Annotated in this window: 14 protein-coding genes and 2 pseudogenes; 9 read left to right on the forward strand and 7 right to left on the reverse strand. The window is 55.1% G+C overall.

The genetic code is table 11. From position 1 onward, the window contains the following. Window positions 1-297: 297 nt before the first annotated feature. The 3 genes from AC13CY_RS00235 (at window position 298) to gloA2 (ending at window position 2874) form a co-directional block, all read left to right on the forward strand. Window positions 298-1179, forward strand: a complete 882-nt coding sequence (locus tag AC13CY_RS00235) for a DUF4231 domain-containing protein (RefSeq protein WP_483052170.1) — start codon at window positions 298-300, stop codon at window positions 1177-1179. A 102-nt stretch (window positions 1180-1281) separates the two neighbouring features. Next, a complete protein-coding gene (locus AC13CY_RS00240; RefSeq protein ID WP_246952238.1) occupies window positions 1282-1635 on the forward strand; it encodes a hypothetical protein in 354 nt (117 codons plus the stop codon). Window positions 1636-2451: 816 nt separating this feature from the next. Beyond that, window positions 2452-2874: an SMU1112c/YaeR family gloxylase I-like metalloprotein gene (gloA2, locus tag AC13CY_RS00245; RefSeq protein WP_172465334.1), complete on the forward strand. Its 423-nt coding sequence runs from the start codon at window positions 2452-2454 to the stop codon at window positions 2872-2874. Window positions 2875-2993: 119 nt separating this feature from the next. Here the strand turns inward: gloA2 and AC13CY_RS00250 are convergent, their stop codons facing one another. Together AC13CY_RS00250 and AC13CY_RS00255 are read right to left on the reverse strand one after the other, a co-directional pair. After that, window positions 2994-3287 (reverse strand): type II toxin-antitoxin system RelE/ParE family toxin, encoded by a 294-nt coding sequence (locus tag AC13CY_RS00250; RefSeq protein ID WP_058579745.1) that lies wholly within the window; start codon window positions 3285-3287, stop codon window positions 2994-2996. Beyond that, complete coding sequence (locus tag AC13CY_RS00255; RefSeq protein WP_044630393.1) at window positions 3287-3526, reverse strand: type II toxin-antitoxin system ParD family antitoxin; 240 nt, start codon at window positions 3524-3526, stop codon at window positions 3287-3289. Before AC13CY_RS00255 ends, AC13CY_RS00250 begins: the two co-directional genes overlap by 1 nt. 183 nt (window positions 3527-3709) lie before the next feature. Here AC13CY_RS00255 and AC13CY_RS00260 point away from each other — a divergent pair. Then, window positions 3710-4107, forward strand: a pseudogene (locus AC13CY_RS00260) (AAA family ATPase); the annotation flags it as partial. Here AC13CY_RS00260 and AC13CY_RS00265 read toward each other — a convergent pair. After that, window positions 4099-4374, reverse strand: a pseudogene (locus AC13CY_RS00265) (DEAD/DEAH box helicase); the annotation flags it as partial. The pseudogenes AC13CY_RS00260 and AC13CY_RS00265 sit on opposite strands and share 9 nt — an antisense overlap. A 93-nt stretch (window positions 4375-4467) precedes the next feature. On the opposite strand from AC13CY_RS00265, the gene AC13CY_RS00270 reads away from it, so the two are divergent. Together AC13CY_RS00270 and AC13CY_RS00275 are read left to right on the forward strand one after the other, a co-directional pair. Beyond that, on the forward strand, window positions 4468-4890 hold the full coding sequence (locus tag AC13CY_RS00270) for a tetratricopeptide repeat protein (protein WP_483052171.1): 423 nt from the start codon (window positions 4468-4470) through the stop codon (window positions 4888-4890). A 10-nt stretch (window positions 4891-4900) separates the two neighbouring features. Then, complete coding sequence (locus AC13CY_RS00275) at window positions 4901-5371, forward strand: YehS family protein (protein ID WP_044630397.1); 471 nt, start codon at window positions 4901-4903, stop codon at window positions 5369-5371. On the opposite strand, the gene AC13CY_RS00280 is transcribed toward AC13CY_RS00275, so the two are convergent. After that, complete coding sequence (locus tag AC13CY_RS00280; RefSeq protein WP_483052172.1) at window positions 5368-6123, reverse strand: class I SAM-dependent DNA methyltransferase; 756 nt, start codon at window positions 6121-6123, stop codon at window positions 5368-5370. The genes AC13CY_RS00275 and AC13CY_RS00280 overlap by 4 nt on opposite strands. Before the next feature lie 220 nt (window positions 6124-6343). Here AC13CY_RS00280 and AC13CY_RS00285 point away from each other — a divergent pair, with 220 nt between their 5' ends. Beyond that, complete coding sequence (locus AC13CY_RS00285) at window positions 6344-6754, forward strand: DUF4019 domain-containing protein (protein WP_044630399.1); 411 nt, start codon at window positions 6344-6346, stop codon at window positions 6752-6754. 50 nt (window positions 6755-6804) lie between these two features. Here AC13CY_RS00285 and AC13CY_RS00290 read toward each other — a convergent pair whose 3' ends face one another. Both AC13CY_RS00290 and AC13CY_RS00295 read right to left on the reverse strand, forming a co-directional pair. Beyond that, window positions 6805-7407: a YqaA family protein gene (locus AC13CY_RS00290; protein ID WP_044630400.1), complete on the reverse strand. Its 603-nt coding sequence runs from the start codon at window positions 7405-7407 to the stop codon at window positions 6805-6807. Between the two features lie 7 nt (window positions 7408-7414). Further along, complete coding sequence (locus AC13CY_RS00295; RefSeq protein ID WP_483052173.1) at window positions 7415-8224, reverse strand: DUF1206 domain-containing protein; 810 nt, start codon at window positions 8222-8224, stop codon at window positions 7415-7417. Window positions 8225-8435: 211 nt separating this feature from the next. Here AC13CY_RS00295 and AC13CY_RS00300 point away from each other — a divergent pair, with 211 nt between their 5' ends. Next, window positions 8436-9290 carry a methylated-DNA--[protein]-cysteine S-methyltransferase gene (locus AC13CY_RS00300; RefSeq protein ID WP_474787140.1) on the forward strand — a complete coding sequence of 285 codons (855 nt, stop codon included), beginning with the start codon at window positions 8436-8438 and terminating at the stop codon, window positions 9288-9290. Here the strand turns inward: AC13CY_RS00300 and AC13CY_RS00305 are convergent. Further along, complete coding sequence (locus tag AC13CY_RS00305) at window positions 9287-10207, reverse strand: glutaminase (protein WP_062363230.1); 921 nt, start codon at window positions 10205-10207, stop codon at window positions 9287-9289. The genes AC13CY_RS00300 and AC13CY_RS00305 overlap by 4 nt on opposite strands. Window positions 10208-10431: 224 nt before the next feature. Here AC13CY_RS00305 and AC13CY_RS00310 point away from each other — a divergent pair, with 224 nt between their 5' ends. Further along, window positions 10432-11592 carry an RNA-guided endonuclease InsQ/TnpB family protein gene (locus AC13CY_RS00310; protein ID WP_074210195.1) on the forward strand — a complete coding sequence of 387 codons (1161 nt, stop codon included), beginning with the start codon at window positions 10432-10434 and terminating at the stop codon, window positions 11590-11592. Window positions 11593-11740 lie beyond the last annotated feature (148 nt).

An 11740-nucleotide genomic window follows, 5' to 3' on the forward strand; every position in this document is an offset into this window, starting at 1 on the left:
AACGGGCCGTCAGCACCGATCAGCACGGTGGGTTTTGGCAATAACGGGCTTGCGAAAGCCAACTTGCACGGGGCGAATGATCAAAAAGTGCTCGCTGGCGGTGATAGGGAAAGTGTCGGCGCCGGCTTCACGGATTCAGGAATTTGAAATTGACTATGCTAAATCTCTCAGCAAGCCTATTCTTGGCATTATCCCATGGGGTGCGGAGAGAACGCCGCTTAGCGTGCAACAAGCCGCGAATAAGATGGTGGGCTGGAATGCGGCGTCTATAGTTTCTGGAATCCGGGAAATCACACCTTGAATAAACCGTCTCTCACATACCCAGCACTGTATAAGGCGGCTAGCGATATGTCAGAAACATACCAGAACATATACCATCGACTGTTGATGTCTGAGTATGCTCTTCTTTTTCTGGCTGCGGCTCTCTCTATGATGGCTAACCCAAGCAGTTTATTTCAATCAATTCACGCACTCGTTTTTATTTCGCTTGCTGCGTTGTTGCTTTATCGCTTCAAGACTAAGCCAGAGCAAGATTGGTACAAAGGGCGCGCCCTGGCAGAATCTATAAAAACATCGACGTGGCGCTATTGTTTGAGAGCGGCGCCATTCGAAGATGTAGAAGATGTTCGAGTGAGAAGATCAGAGTTTAGAAATCATTTACGCGAAATTCTTCGCGCAAATCGCTTTATAGGCGAACGAATTCCCCCCGATTCGGCGGCGGATGATCAGATCACAAGTTCAATGGATGATATTCGAGCCTTATCGCTTGAAGATCGCAAACACTTTTACATGGACAACCGCATACGTGAGCAACGGACTTGGTACACGAACAAGGCGGGGTATAATAAGGCAGCAGCTAAACGTTGGGTTGTTGCTTGCACTGCGATTTATGCCGGTGCAATTATCTTGTTGGTTGTTCGTCCATCGCTTCCAGAGTGGAATTTCTGGCCCTTTGAGCCTCTGATAGTTTTAGCGTCCTCAATCATCGGCTGGATGCAGATCAAAAAATTCAATGAATTGACTTCGGCATATACACTAACCGCGCACGAAATAGGCATTATTCAAGGACGCTTAGAAGAAGTGGATTCTGAAGAGGATTTATCTGAATTTATCAACGAAGCAGAATTGGCTTTTTCCCGTGAACATACACAGTGGGTTGCTCGGCAAAATGCGCTCTAACAATCGCAGGCACAGCGACGTCTTTTTCGTTACGACTGCGCCTTCACTACAAAGCCGCGCGTGCTGCGAGCGTTATGCAATCAAACCAACGGAGAAACACCCATGAAAAAAGTAATATTAGCAATATCGGCAGTAGTAGCATTTTCAGGCGTAGCGCAAGCGCAAGACTATTTACATGGTCAGTCTGGCACTACATATCAAAATATTGGTAACACCACTTACGGGTCCAATGGCTCTACTTCGCAACAAATTGGAAACACCACATACGGCAGCAATGGCTCAACATCGCAACGTATTGGTAACACTACATACAACTCAGACGGTTCCACATCTCAGCAAATAGGCAACACGCTATACAACTCTGACGGGAGTACTGTTCAGCGTATAGGCAATACAACCTATGGCTCTGATGGCACAACTTGCCAAAAAATTGGCAGCCAAACTTACTGCAACTAAATGCATAACAAGGCCAGCCAGAGGGACACGAAAACCGCCGCTTCGCTTTGGTTTTCGTGCCCCTGCTGGCAGCGTTAACTGTATAAGCCTATGAGCATAGACGTTCACAAACTCATTGATGGTCGGCAGGAGGGGCGTCTTCTATCTATCAGTGATTCAGAATACGCCGAGATCTTCCCTGCAATCGAGTTGTACCGGGAAAAAACCGGATTATTCATCGATCAGTACAGTGACCTTAAATTGAGCTCTGGTGTAAAGCCTCTTATCGAATCTCTTGAGGCAAGAGACAACGGTCGCAGTATCTACAGGTTGCTGATCAGTGCCCTAAGGAAATCGGAGGCCGATGGTTATGGCATCATTTTCGTCGGCGACTAAACAGTTAACAAGGCCAGGCACGGCGACGTCTTTTCCGTTGCGGCTTCGCCTCCACTACAAAGCCGCGCATGCTGGCTGGCGTTAAAGGCCTTGCTCCGGTGTTCTTTGGTTTGGTGTTTTACCGCCGCTTGGCAGGTTGCCGGCAGGCAGAAAACAGCCCTAAGTTTGGCAACGGCTTCGGCGCGTAATTTGGAGTTCAGGTCGCGGGGCAATCCGGCGTAATCGTCGGGTAATTTCCGCTCATTCGGTGGCCTGGTTCCTGGCGCAATGGGTCAAGATGGCACACAGTATCGGGAGTTGGCATTCAGCATTGGGTGCCCAATAAAAACCAAGGGTGAACAGGCCCTTAACAAGTCGCAGCAGTACGCGGCCGATGGCCGCCGGACGCCCTTTCCATGGCTCCTTCGTCGCCATTCCAAGGTCGCCGCTGTGCTCAGCGTTATGTTTACTCGGATAAAGTTCAAATCGGAGAATGTTGTGAATTTAGAAAGTATTCATCATGTAGCGATTATTTGCTCAGATTATCAACGATCTAAGTCATTTTATACTGAAATATTAGGTCTCAAGATCCTTGCCGAAAATTATCGAGAAAGCCGAGATTCATACAAATTAGATTTAGCGTTACCAAATGGTGGACAAATTGAGCTGTTTTCTTTTCCAGAGCCACCGTCCAGATTAAGTAACCCAGAAGCTCAAGGTTTAAGGCATTTGGCGTTTGTTGTTAACTCGGTGGAATCGACAGCTAACGAGTTACAATCACACGGAATTGATGTTGAGCCAATTCGAGTTGATGAATTTACAGGTAAACGATTTACCTTTTTTAAAGACCCAGATGGTTTACCCTTAGAGTTGTACGAAAAATAAACATAACAAACAATTCAAGCAGACCCTCAACGCGTGGCATTTTTATTATGCGTTGAGTTTAGTGATTACGGTGTTGTGCGGAAAGTTGGTAGTAGCGTTTCGGGCTACTTAATTGGGCGTTAAAGATGCTGCTCCACATCCATACTGTTGTGGAGAATTCGGATGACAACGATCCTGGATTCCGTACCGGCTCTGTAAAAGATAACATGACTGCCCTGACTGAACTTTTTGTACCCTGGTTTTATGTCACCCGTATCGCGGCCAATATCAGGTTGGCGAGCGAGCAGCTTGAAAGCATCGTCAAGCTGCCTGAGGTACGTATCGCGTTGGCGCTTTCCCCACTTTTCGGTGGTGAAGCGGCCTATCTCGACAACGTCTTTTCGGGCAGAGGAAGTGAGCAGGTATGGACGCATCAGTGAGCTTCGTTGTCCAGTTCTGTAATAACGCTTTCAAGGGAATACTCTGCGATTCCACTCTGCTCGCCTTCATCCAGGAGGCGTTGGAGCCGTTCAAGCTTACTTTCCGTTTCTTCAAGCAGACGCAGTCCGGCACGTACCACCTCGCTCACCGAGCCATAGCGGCCCTTTTCAACCTGAATGGCTATAAACTCATCAAAGTGGGGGCCGAGTGTAATGCTGGTATTTCTAGCCATGGGGAGACTCCTATACCAAATATTGGTATATCATGGCAAAGCACCCATAACAAGGCAAGGCAGGCCGACGCGACAAAGTCGCGCCGCTGCGAAGCTGGCCTCCCGCGGCCTCAAACCAAAAGCGCAGGAACGGCTAGCGCTGGTAGCGGAAGTTCTCAGGCCTGGAGCCACTATGAATAATGCATAACCAACGGCTGTTGCGGATGTATTAGCCTTCTCAACGGCACCGCCATTCATCCTTCCCCGCGCCTTTATCTGGCCAATGGCGTTCGTGAGCACAGCGTGCGGGCGATGGATTTGATCACGCCCATTGGCATGGGGCAGCGCGGGCTGATCGTGGCGCCGCCGGCGGGGCAGGGAAAACCACGCTGTTGAAGCATATCTGCCAGGCCGTGGCGGCGGCGTATCCCGAGATCAAGCTGTATGCCCTGCTGATCGATGAGCGCCCAGAGGAAGTGACCGATTTCAAGCGCAGCGTGACCGCCAAGGTGCACGCTTCGTCGTCTGACGAGAGCTACGCCCACTATGCGCGCGTGGCCGACAACCTGCTGCAAACGGCGCGCAGGCAAGCTGGCGAGGGCCAGTAGCCTGCCCGGTGTGGCCACCAGAATGTCCACGCCTTCGATCAAACGCTCCTTTTGGGGCGCGGTATCCATACCGCCGTACGCGGCCATTGAGGTGAGCGGGGTATGCTTGGCGTATTGGACTACGCTGGCTTCCACCTGAACCGCCAGCTCGCGGGTGGGTACGAGGATCAGTGCACGGATGCGTTTACCGCGCAGCGGCTCTGCGGCTTTGCTGAATTTTTCCAGCAACGGCAGCACAAAGGCCGCGGTTTTGCCCGTGCCTCCATCCCAACCAGGTATAATCCTGTCATGACGCTAAACGCACACGCATGTAGGGCGTTTTGTCTCCATTCCGAATGAACAGAGTCGTGGTCGATGATTAACACCAAAATTTACAAGGCGGTGTACGAGCTTGCCGAAAAGCTGATGAAGGCGGCTGCCAAAGATGACCGCGCCACTTTTGAAGCGCTGTATGCCGAGCTTGAGGCGATCTGCACCGAGCACGAGAATACCGGGAAAGACCACCCAGAGCAGTGGGAAACCCTGGCCGACTTCACCGAAGAGCTAGAAGACGCGCTGCCGATCTACCAAAAGGCGCTGGACAAGGCGGTAGCGAAGCAGTCGAACGACCACATTGCCTCGATTGGTTTCTCCATGGCGGCACTGCAAGTGGAGCTGGGCGACACCCAGGCGGCGATTGAACGCTTGCAGCAGGCCCAGGCCAGTGCCCACACTATTGAAGATAACAAACTTAAAGCAGAAATTGATGAGCTGCTGGCAACATTAACTACCGGTTAGGAACCTGATTTTGACCAACAACGATATTTTTCGCCGTATCCGCTACACCTTTGATTTAAAAGACAACACCATCGTCAAGATCTTCGCCCTGGCGGACGTGAGCGTGACCCAGGAGCAGGTGACGGCGTGGCTGAAAAAAGACGAGGACGACGCCTTCGTGACCATGAAGAACAAAGAGCTGGCGTCGTTTTTGAACGGTTTCATCAGCTTCAAACGCGGCAAGCGTGAAGGCCCGCAGCCTGCGCCAGAATCGCAGCTGAACAACAATATGGTGTTCCAGAAACTGCGTATCGCGCTGAACATGAAGGCAGAGGATATTTTAGAAGTGTTCGAGCAAGTGGGCTTGCCGCTTAGCGCACATGAGCTTAGCGCGTTTTTCCGCAAGCCCAGCCATAAGAACTACCGTGAGTGCAAAGATCAGATGCTGCGCAATTTCCTGATGGGCATTCAGCTTCAGCTGCGCCCGAACGATAAAGGCTAAGCGAGGCCCTCGCGCTTCACACACACGAAGATCGCATTGCCTGAGACGTTATCCCAGGGCGTGATGGTCTGGTAATCATGCTCAAACACGTGCACCTCGAAGGTAGGCTCCAGCAGGGCGATGAGTTCGCTAAAACTGACGGCCACCATGGGGTGCTCGTCGTACCACACCTTCGTTGTCTCCGCCGTGGTCTTTTCGATGCTCAGCCGCAGCGACTGCCGCTCCCCTTGGCCGCTGTAGTGCCACCCGGAGCGGAAAGTGAACCTATCCTCCGCCTGCTGGACCGTGTGCTTGACGAACAGCGCGTTGTCGATCCGCTGCTTATCCACCGCGTTGAAGCAGAACACGCCGCCCTCGTTCAAGGCGCGGTGGGCACTGGCGATGCAGTCGCCGAGCTTGTCCAGGCCATCGCTGTAGTGGATGGAGTAGAGCAAGCAGGTGATGAGATCCAGCGGTTCGTCGACCTCAAAGCTGCTCATGTCTTGCAGTGAGAAGTGCGCCTCTGGGCAGCGTTGGGCGGCGATATCCAGCATCGGTTGGTTAATATCCAACCCGCTGCTGGTGTAGCCAGCATCCAGAAAATGACGCACGTGAGGGCCGGTGCCGCAGGCTAAGTCCAAATGGCGTTTGCCTTCATTACCAAAAATTTGGTGCAGGCGACGAATGGCGTGGCTTTGGGCCTGGTAGTCGATGTCGACGCACATCAAATCGTAGTAGCCAGACAGGTCGGTGTAGAGCGCGTTGACGGACATAGTGGCCTAATGGTGAGGGCTGACATAAATGAGGAGGCGCATAGTAAACGAGCGGTTGGAGTTTGAGAAGGCGTAGGAGTGGCTTGGCCAAGCGGCGATCAAGTTTGCACTCTTTCACAGTCTGGCTAGCGCTTTAGGGTTAATGTGATTAAAGAAATCGTGTGATGGTCCGATAACTACTAAAGTCGCACGACACATTCGATTGCCATACGAGGCTGCCATGCTAAAACCCTTTGCTCTCATTCTCTCTGCGTTGCTCCTGGCGATGACTTCTTATGTACAGGCGTCTACCACCGAGGCGGCGGAAGCGGCCGCGCTCGCTTGGCTGGAAGCGATTGATCAAGGTGAATATGAGCAGGCTTGGGAAAAGTCGTCGCCGCTGTTGAAGACGCCGCTTTCTCCCACCATGCTGCAGCGCGTGGTGACGCTGGCCCGCAACGATTTGGGCAGCGTCGAGTCGCGGCGGCGCATCCGCATGTCGCAGTACACCTCGATGCCTGGGGCGCCGCGCAACGACTACAAAGAGTTCGCTTTTAAAACCCAGTTCACGAATAACCAGCGCGTGGTCGAAGTCGTCACGCCACATCTGGAAGAGGGCACGTGGCGAGTGAGCGGCTACTACGTGCAGTAACGTGATTCGCGCCCATCAATAGCCGCCAACGTTGGCGGCTATTGTGTTTTCTACACGATCAGCCCCGCCAGTGCCTGCATCCCCAGGACTAGCAGAAGCACCACACTGCCCAGCGCTAGGCTGGTCTTCAGCGCATGGCGTTTCCACATGCTTTCCACTCGGTGCCCAAAACGGTGTACCAGCCATGCTAGTCCGTAGTAACGCAGCCCGCGGGCGATGAGGGCGGCCAGGGCGAACAGCGCGATGGGGTAGCCCGAGAGCCCGGCGGTAATCATCGCGACCTGAAACGGAATCGGCAAAATGCCAATGGCGAGAATGGCTGCAAAGCCGTACTGGTCAAAGAAGCCTTGAAACGCCTGATAGCTCTGCTCCATCCCCATAAATTCGATAAACCACGTGCCGACGGACTGGTACAACACCATGCCCACGCCGTAACCGACGATGGACGCCGCTAAACAGCCCAGCGTGGTAACGGCGGCAATAGCCCAGATGCGCTGCCGGTTCACTGCCATTAGCGGGATTAATACCAGTTCAATGGGAATCGGCAGAATAATGGTTTCTAAAAAGGAGAGGGTGGCGAGCAGCCACAACATATTTTTCGAGCCGTTAATACGCTCAAACCACTGCTTCGTACGCGTTGATGTAAAGGCCATAGGAGCGCTACAGGGAAGGGTTAATACGGCGGTAAACAGCGGTTAATAAGCTATACACGCCAAACGCAAATAGCCCAACAGCCACAAACGCGAGCAGCCACTGGCCCAAGGCTTGGCCTCTTAACGTGCTGAACACTTCGGTCGTGCCGCCCGCTTGGTTAGGGTTGAACTGGTAAGCCGCTAGGATAAAGAAGCTGCCAACCATAACAAATACCAAGCCACGCACCGCTAAACCAAAGCGGCATACTGGGTAAGCCCAGCGCTGCACTTTGGCAGGCATTGAGAAGTGGCGGTCGAATTTTGCTTTCCAGCCTTTAAGGGCATGGGCGATGCCCGCGCCAATCAGCGCAACGCCGACTGCCGCCACCAGCCAGCGCCCGAAGGGCTGCTGCATCAGCCAACTGGCCGCACTTTCAGAACCATCTCCTGAGCCGCTAGAGCCGCCGATATGAACCACAAGCTTGGCAGCAAAAAAGGCCAAGAACGTGTGCGTAACGGCGCTAACCAGCAAGCCCCCGCGAATCGCCAGCCCTTTAGTGCCGCTGCCGTGGTGATCAGTATCCTGAAGGGCTTGCAGCGTGCGCCATACGGCATAGCCCACTAACCCCAATGCAATAACGCCCAGCAGCACTTTGCCGAAGGGGGCGGTTAGTACGCTTTCAAGCGCGCCGCGGCTGCCTTCGGTTTGGCCGCCTTGGCCAAACGCCGCCAGTGCCGCTAATCCACCCACCAGCAGATATACCACGCCTCGCGATGCGTAGCCTAAGCGGGCGAGCAGTTTTACCGCATCCCGTTGGTTCGGGGGGGTACTGTCCATGATGTCCTCCTGACGTAAATGGCAATGGCGATCCTTCCGGCGGCCCATACTGTGGGTGTAGGGAGATAATGTCCAGCGTAGCGTTTATTGGGCATTTGGCGATAAAAGGGATGCAAACTGAGCAAGATTCGGGTGGGCCCTGGGGCCTTCGCTGGTTAAGCTTGAACTACTGTGAGCGTTATCCCTTAGCCTTACCCGTGAGATAGAAGCAATGAACGACTACGCCCGCATCGAAAAAGCCATGGCCTTTATGGTGGCCAACGCCACCCAGCAGCCCAGTTTAGACACGGTCGCGGCGCAGGTGCATTTGAGCGCGTTCCATTTTCAGCGGCTGTTTTGCCGCTATGCAGGCGTTAGCCCCAAGCGCTTTTTACAGGCGCTAACGCTGGAGCGGGGTAAACAGCTGATTGCCTCGGCGCAAAGCCTGGCCGATACCGCCCAGGCGCTGGGGCTAATCGGTGGCTCGCGGCTTTACGATCATTTTGTGACACTGGAAGCGGTCACGCCTGGCGAGTTTAAGCGCCAAGGGGAGGGCGTGGAGATTGCTTACGGCATTCATCCCACGCCGTTTGGCGAAGTGTTGGTGGCAGCGACGCCAAGGGGTATTTGCCGAATGGGGTTTCTGGCCGCCACGCCCGAGGCAGAGATGCTGGCTCAGCTCGCCGCTGAGTGGCCGCGCAGTACCGTGCGCCACCGGCCAGAGGCGACCCGCTATGCCGTCGATGCGCTGTTCGAGCCAGGGAAAACGGCTGCGCCGGGGGCGCTGTCGCTACACGTACGCGGCACCAATTTTCAGCTGAACGTTTGGCGGGCGCTGCTGATGATTCCGGACGGGCAGCTCGCCAGTTACTCCCATATTGCCCAGGCGCTGGGGGCGCCGAAATCATCGCGGGCGGTGGGTAATGCAGTGGGGGCTAACCCGGTGGCGTTGTGGATTCCCTGCCACCGGGTGATTCAGCAAAGCGGCGCGCTAGGCGGCTACCGTTGGGGGCTAGATGTGAAACGCAAAGTGCAGGCCTGGGAAGCTGCCCAGTACGCTGAACAGTTGGAAAGCGCCCACGGCTAGTGCCCAAACACCGACCAGCCGGTGCGTTGTACGAACATCTCCAGCGCCCGCGCCCCTAGCAGGCTGTTGCCATAGCGATCTAACCCTGGCGACCACACCGCTAGCGAGCCGCGCCCCGGCGCGATGGCTAAAATGCCGCCGCCCACGCCGCTTTTGCCCGGTAAGCCTACGCGAAAGGCGAACTCCCCCGAGGCGTCGTAGTGGCCGCACAGCATCATCAGCGAGTTGATCCGCCGTGCCCGCTGGGGCGACACGACGCGCAAATTGCTGGGCCGATTGACCCCATCGGAGGCCAGAAACAGCCCGGCGTGGGCCAACTGTTCGCTGCTCATGGCGATAGCGCACTGGTGAAAGTAGGTGCCGAGCACTTTATCGACATCGTGGCGCAGCCGCCCAAAGGCTTTCATGAAGTGGGCCAGCGAGGCGTTGCGGTCTTTGTGCTCCATTTCCGACGCGGCGACCTGATGATCAAAGCAGATGCTGTTGTCGTCTGCGATGTAGCGCACAAAGCTCAAAATTTCGGCCAGGGTCTCTTTGGGTTCGTGCCCCATCATGATGGCATCCACCACCGCAATGGCCCCGGCATTGATGAACGGGTTGCGCGGTTTGCCGCCCTCATGCTCTAGCTGAACGATGGAGTTGAACGGGTCGCCGGAAGGCTCGCGGCCTACTTTTGACCACAGCCCATCGCCCCATTTGCCCAGCGCAATGGTCAAGGTAAACACCTTGGAAATACTCTGAATCGAGAAGGGCGTGGTCGCGCAGCCCGCCGAAAAGCGCTCGCCCTCTACCGTGGCCAAGCTAATGGCGAACTGGCTGGGGTCAACGTGGGCTAGCTGAGGGATGTAATCAGCCATTTTGCCGCGCTCGGTTTCCTGGGCCAACTCGGCGGCAATATCGTTGAGTAACTCTTGCATCTCGGGCGTCGTCGTTTGGCAGCGGGAGCCGCTACCCTAGCGGAAAAAAGCTCAGCTGTCTGCCTGTTATCCGGCCCTTCCACGACGCACCTTGTGAAGCCTGAGGGCGCACGATTTAATCAAAATGCGCGTCAAACCTCGGCCTTTTAGGCCGAGGCAGGATAGCGCGAGGCGCGCAGCGCCTCTTAGTTGACATGCTAGATTTACCACGTTAATTTTTAGCCATGACGACCGTACACCGCGCCTATCGTTATCGGTTTTATCCCACGTCCGAGCAAGCTGACCAGCTTGCCCGGACGTTTGGCTGTGTGCGCTATGTCTACAACCACTTCCTGCGCCAGCGCACCGATGCCTGGTTCGAGCGTCAAGAGCGCATGGGCTACAACGCCACCGCCAAAGCGCTCACCACCCTCAAGAAACAGCCGGACACGGCGTTTCTGGCCGAGGTGTCCAATGTCTGCTTGCAACAGTCGCTCCGGCATCTCGACCGCGCCTTCTCAAACTTCTTCAAAGGTCAGGCGCGGTATCCCACCTTCAAGAAAAAACAGCGCAAACAGTCGGCCACGTACATGGCCAACGGTTTTCGCTGGCGCGACGGCAAGCTGTGGCTGGCTAAGCACAAGGACCCACTCGATATCCGCTGGAGCCGGTATTTTTCCGGCACACCAAGCAGTATCACGGTGAGCTGCGATACCGCTGGCCGTTACCACGTCAGCTTTTTGGTGGAAGAAGCGGTCACGCCGCTGCCCGTGACACCCAAAATGGTCGGTATCGACCTGGGACTGACGCATCGCGTCATCACCAGTGACGGCGACAAAATCCCCAACCCGCGTTTTCTCCATCGTACCGAGCGCAAACTCGCACGGGTGCAACGCAACCTGTCGCGCAAACAGAAAGGCTCGCAAAACCGCGCCAAGGCGCGGCATCGAGTGGCGAAGGTGCATGCCAAGCTGGCCGACCAACGCCGCGACGCCACCCATAAACTCTCCACGCAGCTTATTCACGAGAACCAAGTCATTGCTGCCGAGAGTTTGCCGGTCAAGAACCTGCTGAAAAACAGCTCACTGGCGAAAGCAATTAGCGACGTGGGCTGGTACCAGCTTACCCAACAACTGGCGTACAAGGCCGAGCGGTACGGGCGCGATTTCGTCCAGATCGACAAGTGGTATCCCAGCTCAAAACGCTGTTTTCACTGTGGCCATATCACCGAGAAGATGCCGCTCAATGTCCGCACTTGGGATTGCCCACACTGTGGCACCCAAGGCATCGACCGCGATGTGAACGCTGCCCGCAACATTTTGCAATCGGGCAAAGCCATTCTGGCGGGCGCTGACAAGCTCCGGCAGCATGAAAAGACGACTACCGTGGGGCTCACGGGAGGTTAAGCCTGTGGAGCTTGTGTAAGACCTGAGGTGCCATCACCAAGGGCAACGGGCTGTGAAGCAGGAACCCGGAAGGCAACAACCGGGAATCCCCTTCCTTTCCGCCGCAGGCGGCAGCTTCCTAAGAAGCTGAGGAAGGGGAGGAGGTCAA

The organism is Vreelandella sp. L-15, from assembly GCF_056857635.1.

What these genes read in the sequence shown, in the direction of transcription:
- AC13CY_RS00300 (WP_474787140.1), top strand. Translation starts at nt 8,436, where the DNA reads ATGAACGACTACGCCCGCATCGAAAAAGCCATGGCCTTTATGGTGGCC.
- AC13CY_RS00270 (WP_483052171.1), top strand. Translation starts at nt 4,468, where the DNA reads ATGATTAACACCAAAATTTACAAGGCGGTGTACGAGCTTGCCGAAAAG.
- AC13CY_RS00285 (WP_044630399.1), top strand. Translation starts at nt 6,344, where the DNA reads ATGCTAAAACCCTTTGCTCTCATTCTCTCTGCGTTGCTCCTGGCGATG.
- AC13CY_RS00310 (WP_074210195.1), top strand. Translation starts at nt 10,432, where the DNA reads ATGACGACCGTACACCGCGCCTATCGTTATCGGTTTTATCCCACGTCC.
- AC13CY_RS00250 (WP_058579745.1), bottom strand. Translation starts at nt 3,287, where the DNA reads ATGCGTCCATACCTGCTCACTTCCTCTGCCCGAAAAGACGTTGTCGAG.
- gloA2 (WP_172465334.1), top strand. Translation starts at nt 2,452, where the DNA reads ATGTTTACTCGGATAAAGTTCAAATCGGAGAATGTTGTGAATTTAGAA.
- AC13CY_RS00280 (WP_483052172.1), bottom strand. Translation starts at nt 6,123, where the DNA reads ATGTCCGTCAACGCGCTCTACACCGACCTGTCTGGCTACTACGATTTG.
- AC13CY_RS00305 (WP_062363230.1), bottom strand. Translation starts at nt 10,207, where the DNA reads ATGCAAGAGTTACTCAACGATATTGCCGCCGAGTTGGCCCAGGAAACC.
- AC13CY_RS00290 (WP_044630400.1), bottom strand. Translation starts at nt 7,407, where the DNA reads ATGGCCTTTACATCAACGCGTACGAAGCAGTGGTTTGAGCGTATTAAC.
- AC13CY_RS00240 (WP_246952238.1), top strand. Translation starts at nt 1,282, where the DNA reads ATGAAAAAAGTAATATTAGCAATATCGGCAGTAGTAGCATTTTCAGGC.
- AC13CY_RS00295 (WP_483052173.1), bottom strand. Translation starts at nt 8,224, where the DNA reads ATGGACAGTACCCCCCCGAACCAACGGGATGCGGTAAAACTGCTCGCC.
- AC13CY_RS00255 (WP_044630393.1), bottom strand. Translation starts at nt 3,526, where the DNA reads ATGGCTAGAAATACCAGCATTACACTCGGCCCCCACTTTGATGAGTTT.